Source organism: Mycoplasma zalophidermidis, from assembly GCF_018913985.1.
GTDB classification, from domain to species: domain Bacteria; phylum Bacillota_I; class Bacilli_A; order Mycoplasmatales; family Metamycoplasmataceae; genus Mycoplasmopsis; species Mycoplasmopsis zalophidermidis.
Genome location: NZ_JAHMHK010000001.1, coordinates 1 through 25,244, shown reverse-complemented (window position 1 = coordinate 25,244; position 25,244 = coordinate 1). Strand labels below are relative to the sequence as shown.

Genomic DNA, 25,244 nt, shown 5'->3' with positions numbered 1-25,244 from the left:
AATTAGAGAGATTCATGAAACAAAATAGATTATTATTTTATAATTAGTACATGAAAAATAAACAAAGTAATATTAAACCAATAGATTTTGGTACGGCTGGTATTAGAGGCAAGGTTGGTCATGGGATTGACCATCTAAGTCACGCCCATATTCAAAGAATTGCTCATGGTTTAGCAAAATATTTAATTGCTAAATATTCAAACAAAAAAGAAATACTAGTTGTTATCGGTCGAGATAATAGAAGATACTCTAATAAATATGCAAAGGTTATAGCAGAAATTTTAGATAGCTATGGCAAAATTAAAATTATTCTTTCAAGAAAAATAACTCCAACACCATTTGTTTCGTACTTGATAATTAGAAATAAGGCGGACGCTGGAGTTAATATTACAGCAAGCCACAATCCCAAGGAATATAATGGAGTAAAACTTTATAATAATTTTGGATCGCAATGTCTTCCTGAAGAAATAGCTGAAATTAAACAATACTTTCAACCGTTTTCATCTTATCCTGACGAATTTAGTTGTAAATATAACTGACCAACAAGCAAAAATATTAGAAATGTAAAAACCAGTGAATGAAATGAATATGTTGAAAAAGCATGTTCGGTTGGAGGCAATGTTAAATTTGATAAAAACAACTCTAATATTAAACTTGCATATTCTCCGCTTCACGGCACAGGTTCAGTAGTTGCGGAAAAAGTATTTAATAAATTAGGTTTAACTAAAGGAGTTGATGTATTCTTTGAACCTACCCAATTCAAACAGGATCGTAATTTTACTTCTTGTGAATATCCAAATCCAGAAAGAGATGATGTTTATAAGTTGGTCGAAAAACTAGGACAAAAACACAATTGTGATATTTTGGTGGTTACTGACCCTGATGCTGATAGAGTTGGTGTTAGGGTCTTACACAATGGTAATTATGTTCATTTAAACGGTAACGAGACTGCATCAATAACCATTCAATATTTATTAGAAAATTCAACAGATAGTCTAAAAAATAAATATTTAGTGTATTCGTATGTTTCATCCAATTTACCGGAACTAATTGCTAAAGAATTTGGTTTACAAACTTATGTTGTTCCAACTGGGTTTAAATGAATAGGCAAAATGATAGTCGAAAAAGATGAAGATATGTTTTATGGTTTTGAAGAAAGTTATGGTTCATTAATTAATCATGATATTGCCAGAGATAAGGATGCAATACAATCATTGGTTACTGTTGCTAAAATGGCACAATTTTATAAACAAAAAGGTCTAACCTTAATTGATGTATTAGATAAGATTCATTTAAAACATGGATTTGTCTCAAGTAAAACAATAGATATTGAAATTGGCAAAAATACTGATTTATCAGTACTACAAGACAAATTTAAAAACTTATTTTCAACCAACAAAAAAATTCATGATTATAATTTAGAGACTGATTTCATGAAGTCTAATATGATTAAGTTATTTTTCGATGACAAGCCAGATTGACTAGCAATGAGACCTTCAGGAACTGAGCCGAAAATAAAATTTTATGTTTTCGCCTATGGAAATGATGCAATTGATTCACAAAAAAAACTTGATTATTATATTAATTTAATTAAAAAGAATGTTTTATAAACAAATATTGATAATATTGCGTTTTACAAAAAATGCAATATTTTTTTAAAAGGTAAGAAAAAAATATATTGTATAATAACGACGTTATGTTAAATAAGTTATGTACTCGCATTTCAAATAAAATTCAAAACATCAAAAACAAAATGATGAATTTTTAATGCGCGACCACATAGTTAATTAATATTATGGTGGTTATCATAAACCTACCAACAAGAATAAAAATAATAAGAGTAGGTTTTCAATGAAAATCTACTTTTTATATACATAACAAATGGAGAAAATATGAAAAAAAGAAATCTGTTATTATCATTAACTGCATTAGCTACTGTGTCTAGTGCCTTTTTAGGCGCGGCATGTAACTCAAGTGGCGAAAATGTTAATGATGCAACTATTGTAATTAATTTAAAGAAGGAATTACAGAGCTTGCAGAATCAACAAAAAGATAGCAATCAACAAAAAGAAAAACTTGAATCGGAATTGGCTGATTTAAAACAAAAAATTGCACAACAATCTGTTGATGTTGAGCTTGCTCAAGAGGAAGTAAATAATAAAATAGAAGAAATTAATAATTTGCAAAAAGAAATTGATTTATTAAATGGTACTGAAATTGAAACTAATAATTTATCTGCTAAGGAGTTATTTAAATTAGTTGTCACCTTTCTTAAGGATGATTTCCCTAATGCAATGGCTGAACAAAGCCCAGATGCGTTTAAGGAAAATAAAGAACTATTTGATAAAATTTCTACACAAGTTACTGAAGAAATTTCTGATTTAGAAAATATAGAGGAAAATTCTAAAAATGTATGATTTTGACAAAATAAGATTTTATTTAATTTAAAAAGAGCTGAATTGGTTGCAAAATATGTTGATAATCCGCAAAATCCTGTGACTATTGCCAAACCTAAAAGCCCATTAATTGATGCTCTTTTTGATTGAAGAATAAATGATATTTCAAGAATTATTGAACAAGTTAGTTCAAAAGTCGATGACGCTTATAATACACAAGGTAACAATGGTGGTGAGATTAAAGCAAAATTAATTGAAAATTTAAACAATTACAAAAAACAATACGAAGATGCCAAAAAATCTGCACTATTGTCTCATCAAATTTCAAATTGATATAAATTAGAAAATGAAAAAGATGGCGTTATCGAAAAAATTATTAATGGTAATTCAACTCACCAAAGATCATTAATGCCACAGTACAAGTTATCAGATTTTAAAATGTCGTTATTCCCAGTTTATAAAAAAATTGTTGACAAAGACTTTATTGATAGTGCTAAAAAACAATTAACTGATTTGGTTGCTCAGTATAAGTCATTTCTAGTTAACAGAGGTATAGATTTTATTTATTCTGTACGTTATAAAAAGCTGTTTGACGAAATCAGAGATATCACAAACACATTAGTATCCGCAACGCAAGAAGGCAATCTAGAATACTTCACGGAATATTCTACTAAAGAAAAATTCCAAAAATTCATCGATTCTTCTAAAGAAACATTATTTAAAGGTTTATTGATAGATAATTCATCAGCAAAAAGAGAAATGAATGACAAAGTCGATAGCAATTTCAACTTAAATAACAATGCTTCTTTGGCTGCTAAATTCATTGGTGAATTGACCACTAAAAGCAATAAAGATTCAAATGCCAAAAAATTGCTTTTCAGTTCATTGATTAGAGAATTCCAAACAAAAATAAAAGCAATTTTCGATATGAATCACGAAACTTTTACTCAATCCTTTGCTAGATATCAAGAATATTTAGTGCTTGTAAAAGAATTTACAATTGTTAAAAATTTAGTTAATTTACATACAGATTTGGAAGAAAACATAGAAACTGACAACCTTAAAAATCTATTAAAATGGGATAACTCCTCAAAATATCAAGCTCTAATTGAATCAGCGAAAAAAAATAAAGAACGTGATAATAGCAATTTACAAGAACAAAAAACTCTTATTGAAACACTTAAACTTCAACATCAATTTACAAATAAAAATTCTGCAATTCAATTCATTCAAGAATTATCATCTGCAAGTAAAAATGTTTCTGACACATTTACAAAGAATTTTGATTTAACTGTAAATCAGAATACTAACTCTCCTGTTGGAGTATGAGCTCACATGTATGGAGATGATGGTGCTAAAAAAATTGTTAAATTGATTACAGATTTTAATAAGGAAGTTCAAAAATTACATTCATTGTCATCTACATTAGATGAACAAAATTTAAAAAATGAAATTGAAGTCATTATTAATCATGGAAAATTAGTGATTGCAAATATTTATGGTGGTAAAGAAGGCACAACCATTGATTCTTTCTATGGAAAATTCAATATTTTGGCTAAGAATTCTTATTTAACGCCTGGTGATGAATATTACGAACCAGCAATCAAAATACTAAATCAAATTGTTGGAATTTACGACCAATTTATTTCTAATGAATTTGCATCTAAAGATAATGCTATAAAATTCGTAAATGACAAGTTAGTTCAAATTGGTGCTATTATTGAAACATTTAAAACCATTACTGAATATGGAAGAGATTGAGAATATTTAGAAAATTCATCAGAATTAAAACAGTTATTAAATGAGCAAATTAGTAGTTTTAAAACAAAAGTGGAAGAATTTAAAACTAAGGCAGCAACTATAAATGACGAAAGTTGAAAAGCCATTATTGATTCAATTGTCAAATTAAGTAAAGAAAATAAACAAAAATTTGGATCTGTATCAGACAATAATCCGCCAATTGTAGATGTGTTGAAAGAAACTTTAGATTCTTACGATAATGAAATAAGAAGAGCTAAAAAGAAGATGGAAAATATTCCAACATATGGCAAGGTATTTTCGGGACATGAGGTTTATATTCTATTGCGTTATTGATCTAAAACTATGAGATCAGATTTTGAAAAAAATAAATTACAAAAAGAACAATTTAAAAATGACCCTTTCGCTCTTTGACTGGAAAATGAATTAAAATCAATTACAAAATACTCAGAATACAAACAAATTATGAAGGTGGAAAGCAATGACGAGACTTGAGATGTTGCTGATCCGAAACTTATTCCAGAAATTCATGCTAAGTTCACTGAGTTAGAAACAAACTATGCTAAAGCATTAATAGATTGATTTAATGGTAAAAATTCAGATAAAAAAGATGAGCTAAAATCAGATTTATTGCAAAAAAGAGAAGCATACTATACATGGTTAAATGAACTAAAATCAAGAGACATTCATTTTGGAAACAAGTTCATTAGATTTGGTGCAGACCAATATTGAGGGTTGGATGATAACTACGATCGTTTTGATGCTGCTTCTCTATTATTACTATATGCTAAATCATTTGCGTTAAGTTCGGTTATGAATGATCTATACGAAGAGTATCTAAAATAAACAAAAAAATAATATTAATTCGCTCTATAACAGTGCGAATTATTTTTTGCTTAAAATTTACGAATATACACGTTTTTCAGTGTAATTAGTAAAAAATAAATAATTATCTATTTTTATACGCTAATTAAATATTAATATATAATTTTATTTATATATATAAATTAATATGAATATTAATTGCGAGGGAATATGAAGGAAAAGAAAAATAAAAGTAAAAAACCTTTTAATTGAAGAACGTTAGTGTGACCTAAATATGCTATTTCACTTGGAATTATTGTGCTTGCTTCAGCAGCAACAATTGGGATTATGAAATACAATTCAACTAAACCGGTTTTAGAAAAAGGGACAGAAGCTAAAGAACTTAAGAACGAATTTGTCGACCCTAGCGTTGGCGCCGTTTTATCTTTTGTCAATACAGATAAAGATAAAACAATCGGAGAATTTGACCCGAACAAAGGCCCTGATGGTTCAGTTAAATACAAAGATAAATGAGTGGACTATAATGAATTCTTAAAAATTTATTACAATGAAAATCATGCAATGCCATTCTTGAATATCAGATACGGTATGTTTGATTTTTACAATGAATATATTGAAGCTGTAAGCGCTAAAGATTTTTACGAATTCACTCAATGATTTATGAAGAATGTTTCGTGAGGTCCAGAAATTATCACCCTTAAGGAATTTTCAATTGTCAAAGGTGTTGAATTAAACGGTAACAATATAACACTAGGTTCTCACTCAAATAAGGATAAAGAATATACTACCATCAAGTTTTTCCCTGATGCGTTTTTTGGTTCTATTCCATTGCACAGTGAATTGGGAGGATCTGGAAACGCGACTGACTCATTGCTTTATAAAATTAATAAAAAATTACTTTCAGGTTCTGAATTAACAAAATTTTTAGAAAGTATTGCTCAATATAATTCTTTAACTAATATTTCAGACGAAACCTTAAAAACACAATCTTTTAGAACAATTAATGATAAACGTGGTTTATTAAATAAATCTGTATTTGCAATTTCCGGTGATTTACCATCAATTATTAAAGATAATTCGTTTAGCGATATCGAAAAATCTAGACTAAATATCCAAAGTAATTACATCTCAGTTGTATTTGCTGATAATGAAAAAGAAGCGCAAGAAAAATTTGCTAAATTAGCTCAAAAATACCAAAACAATGATAAGAATGGAGTTTTGAAAAATATAAACAACTTTAAATTTGTTAAGAAAACAATTGTGGACACAGTTTATACCTCGAATATTGATGCGAAAGAATTCGGTGCTGAAGATGAGTATCTAAAAATAATTTTTAATGATGGGACATCATTTGCACTTTTCGATTCAATTGAAAATGTTCAATATCAACAAGGTGATCATTTTGCTAGTGCTGAAAATGTTGAAAGCATTACACACGGGTTAGAAAGAGGCCAAAGAGAATATAGCAATTTAGAAAGTGATATCCAGACTCTTTTTTCAAATAAATTCGCTAATAACATTTATTTTAATATTTTAAATAAAGATAGATTTGTGCAATTAGTGGAAGATCTTGACTCAATCAAAGATCTAAGAAAGCAAATTACAATCGCAAATAAAGTCATTATTGAAAAAAATAAAGATTATGATGAAATTATCAATAAATTTAATGAGCATAAAGTAAACTCACAAAAACAATTAGAAGATTTAAACAATAAAATAGCATCTAATAAAGATAAAATTACAAAATTGAGTGCAGAGATTAATTCATCAACTGACGAAGTAATTAAAAAGCAAAAAAACTTTGAAATATTCAAAATCGAAAAAGAAAATAAATCATTGGAATTAAATAAATATGAGCTAGAACAACTTGTAAATTTTGCTGTTGAAAAAATCTTAGAATACAAAAAAATGATTCCTAGCGACCAAGAATTAGAAAATGCAAATAAGAAAATTAAAGACTTAACTGAGAAAATTACAAAATTGGACGAACCAAAGATTAATCAAGAATTAATCAAAATACTTAGAAGAGCAAAAATTGCTCCTGAACATCTTGAATCACTAATTGGTTTATACAAGTTAGCTAACGTTGTAAAAACTTCAAAATTCAATACACCTGTTACCGAATTTTCTAATATTAAACAAAAAGCAGATTATGTTAAAGAATTACGTGATTTTATTTCTCAAAATAGACCTTTATTCAAATTTTATAATGAAATATTAGGCGGCAATAACTTTGCCAAATTAGAGCCAGAATCCAATGATTATGTTTACTACTCAAACGACTTAGGATTTTTACCAACGCAATTAATTGCTCTTGATGAACTATCACAGATATCTAATTTAAATCAAATAAATTGACGTGAATATGTAAATATTGATGGTTTTTTACGTTCGCAAAGTGATACTCAAACTAAACAGTTTTATGTTTATGCTCCCGAGCTTAAAACAGTTAAAAACGACTATAATGAACCTAAAGAGACACTTGAATCATCTTTGGCAAAAGATAATCAAGAATTTAATACAATCAAAGATTCCTTCATTAAAAACAAGGGGCTAGTCAAAAAATCAGATTCAATTAATAATAAAGTTAACGCAAAAGGTTTTGATAAATTTGTTGCTGAATTTAAAAAGGCAATTCAAGAACTGACTGATTTAGGAAACAATTATAAGCTAGATGTCGATCAGTATGTTAAAGTGATGACTTTGAAATCTTTAGTCGAATACGAAGACGAAAAAACAAAAGAAAAGATTTTGTATAACGAAATTGTTAAGTTAATTACAGAAGATAACGATTTAGTTGGTTCATTAGAATCATTTAAATCAGTTATGGCTGATATTGATGTTACAAGAAAACAAATTCAAACAAACATTGAAACTTATAAAATAAAAGTTGCAAAAATTTTATCTAATATTATTTCTTCATATTCTCAAATGGTTAAAATCTCTAAAGAATATAAATCCGATTTTGATAGTTACACCAAATCTCAATTGCAGCTATATGACAAGCAATTATCAGTCTTATTATCAAAATTATCTTCAGTTGACTTAAGTAATTCTGAAATATCAAAATTAATGAATGAGCTAGTTGCTACAGCATTTGAAAGCATTGATATTTTCAATAAGAATCTTGCCAACAATGAATCAACTACATCTAAAATTTTAGTGGAAGCAAAGAACGCTTTAGATTATGTTAAATCATATGAAAGTAAAATTTATAGCACAACTGCGGATCGTGGAATTTTTGATGAGATGATTACTGATTACTTCTCATTAGTTTCTAGTCCAATTTTTAGAAAATATAATTTAGATGGTACGACAAATAATAGCCATAGAAAATATATCGCTGTTTTATTCAACCCGCTTATTGCATACCAAAAATCTAATTTTGAATTGAATTATGCTAAAGCTCAAGACTATAAAACTAAAGTAACTAAATTGCAATCAGAAATTAATAATTTACCAACACAAGATGAAAAAAATAAAAAACAAAAGGAATTGGTTTTGTTGCAAAACAACCAACTTTACTATGAATATTTAGCGGAAAATAATAAGTTCGAAGATGGACAAGTTTATAACACTTTGAATAAAATTTCAGTTTTAAAACAAGCTTGAACATTTACTGATTTCGAAAATAATGATAATTTTATTTTTTCATTTAGCAAAGATTCGTCGCCTTTAAAAGATGTATACACTAAAGCTCAAGTTGATCGCTTCAATAAGAGTCTACAAATTTATACCGAAACTAAAACAAAATTATTTGCTAATAATGATGAATTTATTCAAAAACCAATTGAATTCTTACAAAAACTTTTAACTAATGCTAATAGTTTTAATATTGCTGACGAAAAATACGAAACCACATTTGAAAAAGCAGTTTCTGTAGCAAAACAAATTTGAGAACTTGACCAAAAAAATAAAAAATGACATGAACCACTATTGACTGGTGAAGGTAATGAGATAAACAGCACAAATCCGCTGATTGTTGCTTCCACAAAAATTGAATTAATTGATAAATTAACAAATTTAGGAATAATCAAAAACGATACAAATGTTGACCAATTTGTTCAAAAATACATTCATAGAATGCAGTTAAATAGCGTTCAAAAACAAGGAACAAAATTGATATTAACCTTGAAGGAAAAACAACTGGTTAAAAATGATAAATATGATAACTACATGTCAACTAAATATTTAAAATTTAATATAGATGCTAACACTAGTGATAATGTTGGTGATTCTAAACTTGAACAAGTTAAGGAACTTTTTGATGTTTTAGGCTATAAAGCAGTAGTTCAACCTTCAATTATTAAAGAAGAAGGAAGCAAACTAATTGTCGACGAAAATGGTCAAACAATTAGTGTACCTACTTATAATGTTTATGTTGAAGCTTACGATAATTTTACAAATACATTATTAAATAAGATTCCATGAGCAGGCGAGTGATTAGAAGGCGAACATTTAGTTAAAAAACTAAATGCTGACGGAGTTATTGAATACAAAGTTGAAAAAGGAAAATATTTAGGATTTACACCCGATTCTCGTGTTGGTTTATGGGCATTGCTGGCAATGAATAATACTGAATATAAAGGTATTTCAATTGACTTTTTAAAATTCGTTGCTGCTCACGAGTATGGTCATCATATTACATTAAACTCTGCTCAAGATTTAGGCGATAAAGGTGAAAAGCCAATTTATGGTTCAGCTCTATTACCTGGCGCCACCCCAAATATTCAAAACTACTATTCAAGAAAAGCACTTGACTTGTATCTTAAAGCAAGAACACACCTAAAATTAAATTCATCACCACTATTGAACCAGCCTAATGTTGTTTCAGAAAATAATGAAGGTGAATACTTGCTTTACAACCAACCTAAAAAAGTTAATGGTAAGGTCATTACAGATAAAAGCACTGTTGAAAACCCTGAGGATGTCTGAGGTCATAAGATAGGCCACGAAGATCTTAAGCAAGCGATGGAAAACAAAAAACGTCGTTTCTTGCAAACTTATGAAGGTTTAGTTGAAGCAACCAAATTGCGTAGACAAGCTAATGGTATTGATACACCGGAAGACAAAAAATGATTAGAAGTATTTGACCTTTGATTGATGAATACTTTAGACCAAAACTCTGGAACGCTAAACCCAACGAAATTTTCAGATAATCAATTCCCAGTAAAATACATGGTTAAAGACGCCGACGGAAAATGAAGATTCAAAAAAGCTTCGCTCGATATGTTAAAAGGCGTAATAAAAGACGGAAAAGGCAATTTTATTGAATTTGAAGATGTTAACGGCGTGGCATTACCTAAGATTGTTGAAGGTGAAAGAAATGCCGAAGGCAAATTTAAAAAGATTACAAAAGTTCTTGTTTACAATGTTGATGGAACCCCGATAGTTAATGTTCCGTTGAATATTGATTTTGAAGATCCAAGAAGTTCATATTATCAAGTTGATGCTGAAGGTAATAATGTAACTATTAAGTTTGTTAATGACAAAATTCAAGAGGCAATTGACACAATTAGATCATTGATAGTTGAAGAATTTGTGATTAATGGTTGAGACTTTGCCACAACAGATACATCAACAAAACCTAAAACTTCAATTGCATATCCAAGTTACGCTGAAATTTTTCCTTCAATCGATCCAAATTACAATAAAGCAATGTTATTGCCATATATTGATCATTTGAAATCAAGAGATAAATCAAAAGGTTATATTCATGATAATTATGAAATAGCTAAATTTTATGATGTAAACGGAGATGTGCTATTCGACCCGTCAAATCCTTCAAAAGACCCTAATTTTAAAGAATCATTCCAAGAAGTATATTACTTAAATGCTTTTGATGGGGTTAAAAAAGAAGAACAAAATCTTAACAATTTACTTGTCGCAATGTATTTAGGTAACGGCTCGACATTAGAACTTGTTTCGGCCGGCGGTAAACAATCGCTATGATTAAGTGAATCTGAACAATATCTGCCAAACGTAAAATTACCTGAAGCAATCTCGTGAGGTTTCCTTGAAGAAGAATTGGATTTATCAACTCTTAAAGAATTGCATCAAAAACCTATTTTAAACTGATTCAAACCTTATATTTCTCAATTGGTTGGAAATAAAGCTAATCAACATAGCTATTTAATGGTTAAGGCTGACGGTTCTATTGTAAATAACAACCCTAAATATGAATCTTTCCCAGCCTTTTGAGAGATGAAATCCTTAAAAATCAACGAATCAATTCTTTCGCAGGATGTTGAAAAATCATTATTTGGAAGTTATTACGTAGTCAAAGCCGGCAAAAAAGAATATGGTTACAACATTACATTTAATGACTATAAACAATTTATGAAATTCGCTAGTGTTGATACAACAAAGGCAAAATTAGATCCAGATAACAGAGTAGTTAACTGAGATTTAGAGTATGTAAAAGAAAGATTTAATTTAAAAATATTTTCATCAAACTTAACTAAATCATTAGCATCAGCAAAAACGCTTTCTTCAGAGGAAAAAGCAAGACTTACAGCATTGATTAATTCTAATGATGAACAATTATTGGCCAATGAGGTAATGAACAGATTTATTAACTCAAAACTTGCATTATTTGTCAAAGAGTTAACTTTAGGCGAAATCGATAGTAAAATCAATGAAAATAGTCAAAATGAGTTAACTTATGGTTGAATTTTTGATAAAGATTTAGGGTACGGACTTTGAAAATCTGATGATGTTGTAGTTGGTAAACAAAATCCTGATAGAGCAAATTGAGAAATTTCTGTAAAGGAATTATTTAATACATTTAAAGAATTCGCTGACCAAAATGGCGTTGATTTAAATCAATTTACTATGTTTGATGAGTTAATACTTGATAACAAAACACAAATGTATTCAACTCAACTACTTTACAATTTTAGATTAGGTAAATTCTCACTTAAAGATATTTTGTTAGCATTTGTGAAAGGTATTACCAAAAAAGCCAAACCTTCTGATGATGTTGTTTCATATTTCAAAACAAAAACAGAACGTAAATTCAATGAATTTTTCTCAGACTATACTTATTCATTCGCTGAAGTAATCAACCGTGATAATTTACAAATTACATATTCTCCTTCAAACTCGCAATTTAGAAACCTACCAAGTTTTATTAGTGGAGTAAATGAATCTAACACAGGTCTTGAGTATGTTATCGATGGCCAACCTACTGCGAAATGAAATAAAGCATTAATTGAAATGAACTCTTCAAACCAACATTCTATTATTTCTACAATTACTAATTATGAAACTCGAAAAGATGCTGAAGGAAAACTTAGAGCTGATAAATTAGGTATGGAATTTATTCCTAGCGACATGGCCAAAAAAACAAGTTTTTCAAACGATTCAACAAGACAATCTACATATTTTGGAAAATTTAAATCAATTAATAATGGTTGATTTAAAGACCGTTGATATAGAGATGTGCTTAATTTTAGAATTTATGATGATGAAGGGAATCCGATTGCAGATGATACTATTTCAATTACCGATTTAGAAGGTAAAAAGGTTACAAATCGTGCTAAAGCTTATTGACAATATTACATTCAATCGCAAGGTGTTGGATTACGTAACCTATCAAATATTTGAAGACATACAGATAAGGATGCTATCGCTATGTTTGGTTACTTAAACTCAGAAGATGCCAAAAAAGCAAACTATCTAGTATTCAAAGATTTAGTTACCAGCGAAATAAAAACACTAAAAATCAATAAAAATCACAGTAGTAATATGTTTTATTACACAACACAACACGTAAATAATGAAACTAATCCGGCGTCTCGTCACTGATTAAAGGATGAAGTCTATGACTACACAGATTCTAACGGACATCATAAAGGTAAAGGATTTGTTGCATGAGTTTCTGATTACGGAATAATGTCGAATTATTCAAATAAATTACTAACTCCAAATCACGAGTATGAAATTTACTTTTCAGATAATGAGCTTGGAAATAAAACACTTGAAATTGATTTAGGTTCAAATCAAAGTATTTCGGAAAACGGTAAAACATTTTCTCAAGCACCAACTGCTGTTTATATTAAAGATATTAATGGTAAAAATACACCAGTATTTAAAGTTGGTGTTCAATTTAATGGGACAAAATAATAAAGGAGCAACATGAAGAAAAATAATTTATTAATAAAATCAAGTTTATCTATTACTGCCATGATTGTACCTTTGAGTGTTTTATCATGTGCTAATAAAAAAGACTATGACTTAGGTTTAGCAACTGACCCAATTAATTCACTTAATTACATTAAATATCCATCTGTTAATAGAGTTTTACCATCGTTAGTTGAATCACCTTTGAAATCTGGTCCAAATGAGTCAATTAAAAGACTTGCAAATATTCCTAAAATTAACATGGGTATTTATCAAACTAGTGAGGATGGTTCATTTGATAAATACTTACTAGACAACCCGAATCCAGAAAACTCAGGTAGATTTTATGCCTTAGATGGATTCGGTTCAGCGCCGGGCACCATCACAACAGACCAATCTGAGTATTTGGCAGTACACGGCGTGCAAACACCGTCAAACAAATTCTTATCTTTAAATGTTTTATTAAACGATGGACAGAGTAAATGAAGCAACGGGGATTTAGTTAGGGCTGATGATTATATTGATGCTATGCACTATATTTTTGACCTTGAAACAGGTTCTCAAAAAGTAACAACTATGTTACAAAGAAAATTTCAATCATCAAGTGAAATTATGCAGGCACAACAAGAATACATTCAAAAACATGCCGTTGCTTACAAAAATCCGTTTGCATACCCGCCATTAATAAAAGTTAATGGTGAGTGAGTATATGATGTTTTCGACCCAAGTTATCAACCTTGATCAAGTCAAGTTGAAGGTGATGAAAAAGAAGTAGAAAATATCAAAAAAGCTGCCTTAAATCTTGGGTTTTATTCAGGCAGAATGTATTGAAATATTGACAATAAAACTGTGCTGGGAGCAATTCCTTATTCACCTGACTTCAACTTTGAAAAAGATGAAACAGTTTTAATGTTACCCAACCCAGAGTATTCAGTGAATCTTCACTCAGATAAAGAATTAGAGTCAATACCTCAAAGAATTCCAACCAAAGTTAAGAAATACCTATATTTCGATCCTAAACAAACGCCGTCTAAGGAATTTAAGGATTTATTGGAACAATCACGTGCTCTTAAACATAAACTTGGTGATATTGAATTTTCTGATGAAAATACAGAGTTATATACTGAAAAAGTCAATAAGTTGTATAGAAACTTGTTGCCTAACGGGCAAACAACTTTAGATAATGAATTTATCAAAAAACTTAAACCTAAACATTATTTTACCAATAGAGTACTAGCTTTAGATGAATTCACTTTAAGAATAGCCTACGACGAGTATCAACCTACTGATATCAATAATGCATATCATGATATTTCAAATATTATCATTCCAATTAATCGTCGTTTTGTTGAATCAATTGGCGGAATTAGAGAGTTTGGTTTGAAACAATCTCATTTCTTAACTAACGGTCCATTCAATATCAAAGATTTAGTTTTGGGACCCCAAGGTTTTATTTCGCTAGAAAAAAATAAACAATATTATTCATCAAGTAAAACAATTAGCAACAAAATCAAAATTTACTTTTCTAACGACCCAAATATTAACTCAGCAATGTATGAAGATGGTTATATATCAGCTTCTAAAATTCCACCAGTACTTCAATGGAAATATTGGGCTGATTTAAAAACTAGAAAATATATGAAGAAATCAAATGGTTTCGGTACGATTGCTCTGGCTTTCAACTTAGATAAAGAAACTAACTCAAATTCTGTTGTTAATGATATCAATTTAAGAAATGCAATTTATTATGCCATTGATAGAAATGATATGTTAAATATCGTAGGTTGATCATCTTCATTCCCAGTTATAACTTGAACAGCCTTTGGTCAAGCTTCGTCTAGCTATGGTGATGCTGTTGAATCTGGTTTTGACCACGACTATATGTACACAAAATATGGTAGTTATCCTGAAGATTCAAGCGATAAAACTAATTACCTTAACCAATTTATTTATCAAAAAGCTAAACAGGAAGCCCAGGATAAAAAATGAGGAATTCCAATTCCGGTTCAAAACTACGCACATATCGATCATATTTCTAAATCAATGAGATTTGAAACTGTAAACAGAACCGATAAAGCATACCACCTAGAGGTTGCTCGTGCATTTCTAGAAGAATTCAAAAAATCTCATCCTAACGAAAAACAAATTACATTGAAATTCATTTCGAATTCAACTGATGAACAAAAAAATGCCGGATTGGCTCTAAAAGATTTTATGGCCAAAGCTTTCGGCAATTATATCAACATTGATATTAAAAACTTACCTGAGAATGTTTATGAGGACTGACGTACAACTGGTAAATATGATTTAATATATCGTAACTTTGATGCCTTCGGTAGCGATATTTATTCTTACATCAGAGTTTTTCTAAAACCTGATGAAATCAATTCAAAACAACAAAAAACAACAGGATTCAGAAATAATCCTGCCGGCAGTTGAACATATCATGATTATTTCACGAAAATGGGATATTCAAGAGATAAAAATAATAAATTAGTAATACTTGATCTTCAGAAAGCTAAAGAGATTGAAAACTTAAAACAAAGATTGAGAATCTTGGGTGTGCAACCTAAGAGCCCAAATGTTTGAGATAAAATAGTTGATTTATCTGTTATGTACAACGGAGAAAACTTAAATGATTATACTAAGCGTCATATGAAATTCTTCTCCGCACAATACACAGACGAAGAAAGAAATGAAGGTTGAACTGAGGTTAATGGGTTTGCAGTTATTGCTGGATTCGAAAAAATAGTTAGAGAAGCCGCACCAGTAATTCCGTTAATGGAAGTTGATACATATTGAGAAGTTTCAAGAGTAAATGGTACTGAAAGTTTATTTGCTTATTCATTGCAATATGCATATGATGTGGCAAATCGTCCATCACCTGACTTGCCAACATTAATTAAATAGGAGGAGAAAATATGGAACAAAAAAATAATTTTGTGGACAGATCATTCATTGAGCAGTCCGGCAATAAAATCACAGAAAAAGCTTCTTACGTTGACTTTACAGGTAAGCTAAAACCTAAAATTTCAAAGTTTGCTAGCATTGTAAATATTCAGTCTCCTTTGGCAAAGTCTATTATTAGATTCTTTATAATGGCGATCGAATTTCTAACTATTGCTTGAATTGTTGTAACAATTACATTTTTCTTAATTAACTCAATACCTGGTTCAACAACCTTAACAGCCGGATTAGATGAATCATCGGCAAAAGCAATTGAAGCGACTTATGGGCTTGACAAACCATTATTTGAAAGATACTTTATCTATTTAAAAAACTTAACACACGGTAATTTTGGTATCTCATATTCAGTATTCCCTGGACAAGATATTAATGATTTTGTTTGAATTAGATTTTATAAATCATTTTTGATTGGAATTTTCTCAGTAATGTTGACATTGCTAATTGGAATTCCGGTTGGTGTTTATGTTGGTATGAATCCTGATAAATTGCCTGATCATATTGCTACAATTATTGTTTCAATATTTTCATCAATTCCATCATTAGTATTCGCCTTATGGTTATTATTGATTGGTCGGGCTATTAATATACCTTATCTATATGTTGAAACTGACTTAGCAACGTATATTTTGCCAGGTCTCGCATTATCATTGAGTTCTATAATTGTATATATAAAATACATTAGAACTGAGTTGAATAGGGAACTTAACTCGCAACATGCTAAGTTTTGCTATTTAAAAGGTTTATCGAAATCTAGATTCGTGTGAACACACGCACTTAAACCTTCTCTATTCCCAATTGCAACATTTTTCCCGGTTGTTATATTCGGTAGTTTTATTGGAAGTATGTTTGTTGAACAAATATTCTTCATTACTGGTAGTGGCGGGTTGCTACTACACGCTATAACCTCAAAGGATTACAACATCATTTTGTTTATGGTTACATTATTCTCATTAATAACAATTCTTTCTTACACATGTCGTGATGCGCTTTATAAAGCCATTGATCCACGTGTTAGAAGAAGTAAGTAGGTATCATGTTTGATTGAAAAATAAATAAAAAATATACAGCAGCAAATAATGAACACGGTAAGGAATTAGCTCCTAATCGTTTCCTACAACCGCTAAACTATAAAAAATGAGAAATGATGGGTAATATATTAGATTACCATGAATCAGCACATATTAAAGACCCACAAAATAAATGAAAAGAACTATTTTACAGATATTCACGTAGTTTTGCTGGAGTATTTGGAGCAGTATTGTTTTTGGTACTGGTTATCAGTGCAATCTTTATTCCTTTTGCAACAGCAAATCCCGATACTTTAGATATTGATAATAAATATTTAAACTTTTTCGAAAAATCATCAGTAATTTTTGGTACTGATTACCTAGGTAGAGACTTATTTGCAAGGTTATGGTGAGGTTTAAGATATTCGCTTGCCTTAGCATTGGTTACTACAATTATTCAAGTTTTTGTTGGGTTATTGATTGGAATAATGATGGGCCACTTTAAAATTTTTGACACTATAATGACTTATATAATCAAAGTTATTTCAAACGTTCCTTCAATAATCATATTAATTGTAATCACGATTGTTTGACGCCCAACATTCTGAGTTATGGTGTTTGCTTTAACTTTTACATCTTGAACTGGTATAGCCAACCAAATGCGTTCACAGGTGTTAAGAGCTAAAACGTTCGAATGAGTTTCAGCGTCAGGAATTCTAGGTACCCCTACATATAAAATATTATTGAACTATTTACCGGTAGTAATTCCTCTATTGGTTACCGAAATTGTATTTCACATTCCAGGTGTTATTCTTAGTGAAACATCATTGGCTTTCATAGGGTTGAGTATTGATATACCGACATTGGGTAACTTGATTTCTGAGGGTTCTAAAGTGTTTACAGCATATCCGCGTTATGTATTGTTGCCTTCATGTATGCTTGTTTTATTAACAACGTCGATACAACTTATATCAGCAAGTATTCAAGATTCATTGTTGAGACAAAGATAGGAGAATCATATGAAAAAAATTAATTCTCAAGATTGAAGAAAATTATCTTATAAGCAGAAAATTGAATACTATTCAGAAAATTTTAAAACAACATTAAAAATCGGTAACATTGAAAATAAAGCTCCTTACACGAAGTTATATCCACAGGTGATAAAAAAATTAGCTAAACCACATCCTAAAAATCTTTTAACTGTAACTAAGGAACAAAATAAATCATTTTGAAGAAACACAAAAGATTTTTGAGGAAACATTTGATATAGATTAACACACTTATTCAAATTTGGTAAGAAGAATGAATCTAACATAGATTTTGATTCTTATATCGAAAATGCAAAAGTTGAGCATGTTTTAGGCGAAGATATAAAGGTTGCTGCGGAGATTGAGGATGTTTACTTAACTTTTAAAAACCCGGCTAATCCAAGAGAAAAAAATCTAGTTTTAAGGGGTCCAAGCTTCAAAATTTATGAAGGAAAAATCCATTCAATTATTGGAGAATCTGGTTCTGGTAAATCTGTTATTACTTCATTGCTTTACGGATTAACTGGTAATAACTCAATTATTGAATCAGGTAGCGTCAAATTATATGGTCTAGAAGTTCATAATTTTAATCTTTTCAATTGAGAAAAATCTAAATTAAGAGGGCGTATCGTTAGTGCCGTTTTTCAAAACCCAATGTCAATTCTTGACCCTACTATGAAAGTTGGTAATCAAATAATTGAAGGGATGCTAATTAATGGCATTTGTAAAAACAAAAAACAAGCTAACGAAGAAGCAATAAAATATTTGAAATTAGCAAAAATTAATAATCCTGAACAAGTAATGAAGCTTTACCCTCATGAATTATCAGGCGGTATGATTCAGCGTATTGCAATCGCTGCCATTGTTAGTCTAAAACCTAAAATTCTGGTAATGGATGAACCAACTACTGCCTTAGACCCAACTGTTCAAGCTTTGGTGCTGGATATTATTCGTGAATTGCAAGAACAATTCAAAATAGCTGTAGCCTTCATCACACACGATTTAGGTGTTGTTGCGTCCATTTCAGAATTTATTAACATCATGTATGCTGGTCAAATTATCGAGTCTGGAACTCGTGAAGAGGTGTTAATGCATCCACAACACCCATACACCTGAGGTTTAATTTCTTCAATGCCTGACTATAACAATGATGAACGTCTTAATGTTATAAAAGGCGCTGTACCTAGTTCGCTAAACAATATTAAAGGTGATGCTTTTGCCGTTCGTAATGATTACGCATTAATAAAAGACAAAGATGAGGAAGCAGATTTCTATTATGTTTCGCCAACTCACTTTGTTAAGTCGGCATTGCTAGACGAATTAGCACCATTTTACGAACCACCTAAGGTAATTCAAAACCTATGGAAGAGATATTTTGATAGATTAAATAACTTATATCCTGATGGTATATTTGTCGAAAACATACAATATCAAACTGATTTAGAAAAAGTTACTGAATTGAACAAACAAACACAATTATTAATTGACGAATGCAACAAAGAAAATGAACAAGAGGAGGCATAAATCATGGAACAAAAAAAATTTTATGTTGAATCAGGACATTTTGGTAAAAAAGTTTATCGTCAAATTAGACCCGGCACCGACGAAATGCTAAATTGTGTTGACAAAAAACCAATTGTGGAAATTCGAAATATGGATGTCACTTATGGTTATGGCGCTAAAACCTTTTATGCCTTGAAAGATCTAAACTTGAATATTTATCAAGGTGAAGTATTGGGTTTAGTTGGAGAATCTGGTTCTGGGAAAACAACCGCTGGTAGAGCAATAATTGGTTTAACCCCTCATAGCTTTGGTCAAATTAAAATCTTAGATAGAGTTATTCCTAAAAACAAAGATAAGATTATAAAATGAACTAAAAAAGGTAAAGACATTATCGACTTTATGGTAAATAAAGTGCAAATGATTTTTCAAGATCCTACAAATAGTTTAAACCCCTTTAAGAATGTTGAAACCGTTGTTGGTGAAGGTTTAACGAATTTAAAATGTTCAAAATACCTTTATTTAACTAATATAGATATTGAGACATATATTGAATTAAATAATAAGTTAAAAGAAATAAACCCTAAATTAGTTTTTTCTGATGACCCTTGAGAAGAGATAAGAAACCATTGAGATACAGAACAACAACTCTATGATTTCTTACATGTTGAAACATTAAATGAACTCAACCATTTAAAAGAAGTCATTAATGTAGATGATTTTACCAAACTTATTGAATTTATGGGCGAACGGAAAGAACTACGCGATAATGAACAAAACCTTACTGAAAAGGAATGTAAGAGAAAACTGATAATTGACATTTTACATCAAGTGGGTTTAGATGAAACTGTTCTTAATAGATTTCCATTGGAATTTTCTGGCGGACAACAACAACGTGTTGGTATTTGTAGAGCTGTTGTTTTACAACCACAAATACTTATTGCTGATGAACCGATTTCTGCTCTTGACGTTTCGATTCAAGCACAAGTAATTAACATTTTTAAAGAACTTAAAGAAAAGTACAACTTAACTATAATTTTCATTGCTCACGATTTGCGTATGGTTGAATATATTTCAGATAGAATTGCTGTAATTAATAAAGGTACACTACTTGAGGTTGGACCGACAAAATCTGTTATTTATAACCCTCACCATCCTTATACCCAAAGTCTTTTAGATGCTGTTCCATCAATTGAAGCTGAAAAAGGTTCATTGGTTGGAAAATTATACGACCCTTCAATTCATGATTACACAGAAGAAACTCAACCAAAATGACAAAAAGTTGCTGATAAACATTATGTCTTAGCTTCAGATGTTGAAATTGATTCTTTTGTTGAAAATGCTAAAAATTACAATAGCAAAATGAAAAAATAATTATTAAAAAAAGATTAGCTGTTTAGTCTAATCTTTTTTATTTTTTACTAAATTACTGATATTTATATTGAACTCGTTAAATTAATAATGATTATTTTTTCTGAATTCTTCAATCTCATTTTTATAATTTTCTAGAACATACGCCAAATCTTTATCTCCACGACCAGATAAATTAACTAGTATATCAATCTCTTTGTCTTTAAATTCTTTAGCAATCTTAATTGCTTGAGCAAGAGCATGAGAAGATTCAAGTGCTGGAATAATTCCTTCGGTTGAAGACAGAAACAAGAATGCTTCAAGAGCTTCTAAATCATTAATTGAAACATATGTTGCCAAATTATTTTGTTTTAGATAGGCATGTTCTGGACCGACGCCAGGATAATCAAGACCAGAAGCTATTGAATAAACATCATCTGGTTCACCATTTTCGTCTGCAAGTAATATTGATTTAAAACCATGTAAAATTCCTGGTTTGCCAAATGATAAAGTAGAAGCGTGATTACCTTTCTTGTTACCTTTGCCTAATGGTTCAACTCCGATTAATTTCGTGTCGCTGAACAGGAATGCAGAAAAAGAACCAATTGCGTTTGAACCTCCTCCAACACAGGCCACGACATAATCAGGATTTTTATTGTATTGTGTGTTGAATTGCTCATGCATTTCCTCACCAATTATTTTTTGAAAGTTACGAACCATCAATGGGAATGGATGTGGGCCAACTACACTCCCGATAGCATACAAGGCCGTATCGCTTTGTTTACGATATGCCTCGAATGCTGAATCAACTGCTTCTTTTAGCGTTTGATTTCCGTGTGTTGCTGGGACAACCTTAGCACCTAAAATTTTCATTTTTTCAACATTTGCCTGTTGCTTAGCGATATCCACAGCCCCCATATGAATTTCACACTCCAAACCAAAATGAGCAGCAGCAAGTGCTACAGCAGAACCGTGACTTCCGGCACCTGTTTCAGCAATTAGTTTCTTTTTACCAATCATTTTAGCAAACAAACCTTCAGCTAAACAATGGTTAGTTTTGTGACTACCGCCCTCATTTAAATCTTCTCTTTTAATATGAATTCTTGCTTTCCCAAATTTAGCACTCAAATTTTTACAAAAATAAATTGGTGTTGGACGTCCTTGAAAATTTTTTCTTAAATTTTTTAACTCGTTTTTAAATTCATCTGATTCTGAAATAATTTTATATTGTGTAGCAATATTATTAAATATCTCTTTTAAATCATCAGGCAAATATGAACCACCAAATTCACCAAAATAACCTTCATCATTTGGTGTATTATCTAAATATTTTTTTAATTTATCATTCATCATTACTCCTATACTGTAATTATAATTTTATATGATTTTAGTTTTTTCTTTTGATTCAATTTAAATAAGTGGAGTATTGCAATTCATTTAATTGCAAGAATTAAACTTAATAATAATTCCCGAGTTTATTTACAACAAATTTTGTAAAGTATTCCCTGATTATTGAATTAAAAAAACTAATGTTTCCATTAGTTCTTTTAACTGCTCTTCGTCGGAGACTTAGCCAGACATTATTTATTTTACTAAATATCTGGTCATTTTTATTTGTAATCAGTATATTATATATTCCAAGATTTACAAACATTTTGTGGTTAAAAACCGTACCACTTTTATAAAAATATTATTTCTCCGTATTATTGATTGTGGATTAAAAAACTATGTTTTAGATGAATTTTTTCAAGAAATGTGTTTATTTTGCTTTTTAAATTTAAATTAATTATTGACAATATATAATTAAGATACATTACTATAATATTAGTGCAAATTTAAGGAGTTATAATGAAGTATTTACTTATTGGCGGAGCTGGTTATATAGGTTCACATATAAAAGAACAATTATTAAAAGAAAAACAATAAGTAACTATTTTTGATAATTTTTCAACTGGATTTAGAGAATTTACTACCGGAGCGGAAGTAATTGAAGGGGACTTTACTAAAATAGGTGAATTAGAGAATGTGTTTAATCAAAATAAGATTGATGTTGTCATTTTATTAGCGGCAAAAATCGCTGTTGGTGAGTCAGTTTTGCAACCGATAAATTATTATAAGAATAATGTTGTCGGAGCAATAAACACTTTAAGTTGCATTCAAAAATACAATGTTCCTAAATTAATATTTTCTTCGACTGCGGCTACATACGGTCTAGGCCGCGGTAAACCTTTAAAAGAAACTGATGATCAAAAACCAATTAATCCTTACGGTTACGGTAAACTGATGGTCGAAAATATTATTAAGGATTTAGCTAAAATTCACTCATTTAAATATGTTATTTTTAGATATTTTAATGTTGCGGGTGCATCTGATAGTTTAAAAATAGGTTACTTAACTAAAAATCAAAGTAAAGTCAATCACATTATCCCGGCAATTAGTTCATCATATTTTAATTTAACACAACCGCTAAAAGTTTTCGGTAATGATTACAATACTGCAGATGGAACATGTGTTAGAGATTACATACATGTATGCGATTTGGCTAGAGCACACATAGAAGCTGTAAGTTATTTAGACAATCATGATTCAAACATTTTTAATATTGGCTCAAAAAAAGGTTATTCTGTTTTAGAAATAATCAATGCATTTGAAAAAGCCAATAATATTGAAATTAAGTATCATTTGAGCAATAGAAGAGAGGGGGACCCGGATTATTTAGTAGCTGACTCAACCAAAATCGCTGAGGAAATGAATTTTCACGTTCAATTCGACATTGAAGATATTGCAAAAAGCGAATTTGAATGAAGACGAGAAGTTATTAACAAACTGAATAAATAATGTTTAAAAAAAGAAAATTAATGGACGAATCTATCGTAACCTTATTAGTACCAGTTTTCAAAGCTAAGGAATACTTTGAAGAAACGCTAAAAACCATTTTGTGACAAAAACAAAAAAATTTTAAAATTGTAATTTGTGATGATTCAAGTAACGATGGTACATATGAATTTATTAAAGACAAAGTGAAAGATGACTCAAGGTTTAAGGTAATTCGTACGGAAACAAACTCCGGATTAGGAAAAGTGCGTGATATTTTGATTCAAAATTGTGAAACCAAATATTTTTTATTTCTTGACGATGATGACTACCTAGGTAAAAATGCTATAGCAAAAATGTCTAAAAAAGCTCTTGAGACTGATGCTGATACAGTAACAAGTAAAGTTCTTTATCATTTCAAAACAAAAAGAGGTAATTATTCAATATTGCCACCATTATATAAATATTCAAACATCAAAACAACTTCTCAGTTTTTAATTAATAATATTGTTTATTTTTGAGGCAATTTTATTAAAAAATCTTTTTTTGATTCATTGAATATTAAGATTGAATCTAGACTGTTCGAAGATATTGCTCCGGTAACTAAATTATTTATCAATGCTAAATCCTTTGCTCATGTTAATGTTTTAGGAGTTAGATATTACAGAAGAAGTAATTCCCTTTCGGCTTTCAGTGGAGATAATTTTCGAAATAAAATGAATTTTCTCTTTGCTGCCTACAAAAAAGCTCTTGAATACATAGAGGCAGATGTTAAAGAACCTAAAGAAAAAATTCAGTTAATAGATGCAAAATTCTATAACTATCTAGCTTTAATGGTTTTATTTTATCGAAAAGTAAACCATAGTACAAAAGAACAAATTGTTAAATTTATAAAGGAAAATATTATACCTCTAGCAAAGCTATATAATTGAAAACCAAAACCATCAATTCAGACTTGAAAAATCTTTGTCAATAATAATAAACATATAATGAATGCACTTAAAGAGGATTAATTCAGAATCAAGCTAATTTATGAGCTTGTTTTTTTACATTTTAATTAGAATCCTAAGTATTTCACAACACAGTTATGATTTTTTAACTAAAAGACAGCATTTATATTTTAAAAATATTTGATCATGATGTCTCAAAATATCAGTTTTATCATGAATTCGAAAAGAATTAAAAAAACTAATGTTTCCATTAGTTCTTTAACCGCTCTTCGTCGGAGACTTAGCCAGACATTATTTATTTTACTAAATAACCGGTCATTTTCATTTGTAATTAGTATACTATATTTTTAAAGAAAAGCAAAATATTTTGAATTTTATTATTTATAGCTATTTTTTCGTTTGACCGACAATAAAATGTCGGTTTGTGAAGTAAGCTACATAAACATTATTTAACAACTTTAGGGTTTAATCAAAGCTCATTAAATTGATTGCCTGTTATATCTTTTGAAATAATTTCATATAGTC

The 25,244-nt window shown here is 29.7% G+C and carries 11 protein-coding genes; 10 read left to right on the top strand and 1 reads right to left on the bottom strand.

Annotation, left to right across the window (positions count from 1 at the left end):
- Positions 1–50: 50 nt before the first annotated feature.
- The 8 genes from KQ878_RS04270 (at position 51) to KQ878_RS00020 (ending at position 20,979) form a co-directional block, all read left to right on the top strand.
- The gene (locus tag KQ878_RS04270) at positions 51–1,610 is read left to right on the top strand and encodes a phospho-sugar mutase (protein WP_258451639.1); all 1,560 of its coding nucleotides are present in this window, start codon (positions 51–53) and stop codon (positions 1,608–1,610) included.
- Between the two features lie 282 nt (positions 1,611–1,892).
- Complete coding sequence (locus tag KQ878_RS00050) at positions 1,893–5,000, top strand: coiled-coil domain-containing protein (protein WP_216567700.1); 3,108 nt, start codon at positions 1,893–1,895, stop codon at positions 4,998–5,000.
- Between the two features lie 189 nt (positions 5,001–5,189).
- Positions 5,190–13,106 (top strand): PDxFFG protein, encoded by a 7,917-nt coding sequence (locus KQ878_RS00045; RefSeq protein WP_216567699.1) that lies wholly within the window; start codon positions 5,190–5,192, stop codon positions 13,104–13,106.
- 12 nt (positions 13,107–13,118) lie between these two features.
- Positions 13,119–16,013 carry an ABC transporter substrate-binding protein gene (locus KQ878_RS00040; RefSeq protein ID WP_216505664.1) on the top strand — a complete coding sequence of 965 codons (2,895 nt, stop codon included), beginning with the start codon at positions 13,119–13,121 and terminating at the stop codon, positions 16,011–16,013.
- A gap of 11 nt (positions 16,014–16,024) precedes the next feature.
- The gene (locus KQ878_RS00035) at positions 16,025–17,098 is read left to right on the top strand and encodes an ABC transporter permease (RefSeq protein ID WP_216567698.1); all 1,074 of its coding nucleotides are present in this window, start codon (positions 16,025–16,027) and stop codon (positions 17,096–17,098) included.
- Between the two features lie 5 nt (positions 17,099–17,103).
- On the top strand, positions 17,104–18,087 hold the full coding sequence (locus KQ878_RS00030; protein ID WP_216505663.1) for an ABC transporter permease: 984 nt from the start codon (positions 17,104–17,106) through the stop codon (positions 18,085–18,087).
- A 9-nt stretch (positions 18,088–18,096) separates the two neighbouring features.
- Complete coding sequence (locus KQ878_RS00025; RefSeq protein ID WP_216505662.1) at positions 18,097–19,629, top strand: ABC transporter ATP-binding protein; 1,533 nt, start codon at positions 18,097–18,099, stop codon at positions 19,627–19,629.
- A 3-nt stretch (positions 19,630–19,632) separates the two neighbouring features.
- Positions 19,633–20,979: an ABC transporter ATP-binding protein gene (locus KQ878_RS00020; RefSeq protein WP_216505661.1), complete on the top strand. Its 1,347-nt coding sequence runs from the start codon at positions 19,633–19,635 to the stop codon at positions 20,977–20,979.
- A gap of 81 nt (positions 20,980–21,060) precedes the next feature.
- On the opposite strand, the gene trpB is transcribed toward KQ878_RS00020, so the two are convergent.
- Complete coding sequence (trpB, locus tag KQ878_RS00015) at positions 21,061–22,305, bottom strand: tryptophan synthase subunit beta (RefSeq protein WP_216567697.1); 1,245 nt, start codon at positions 22,303–22,305, stop codon at positions 21,061–21,063.
- A gap of 582 nt (positions 22,306–22,887) precedes the next feature.
- Between trpB and galE the strand changes: the two genes are divergently transcribed.
- A complete protein-coding gene (gene galE, locus KQ878_RS00010; protein ID WP_308506968.1) occupies positions 22,888–23,793 on the top strand; it encodes a UDP-glucose 4-epimerase GalE in 906 nt (301 codons plus the stop codon).
- The gene (locus KQ878_RS00005; protein WP_216567696.1) at positions 23,793–24,782 is read left to right on the top strand and encodes a glycosyltransferase family 2 protein; all 990 of its coding nucleotides are present in this window, start codon (positions 23,793–23,795) and stop codon (positions 24,780–24,782) included. Before galE ends, KQ878_RS00005 begins: the two co-directional genes overlap by 1 nt.
- Positions 24,783–25,244 lie beyond the last annotated feature (462 nt).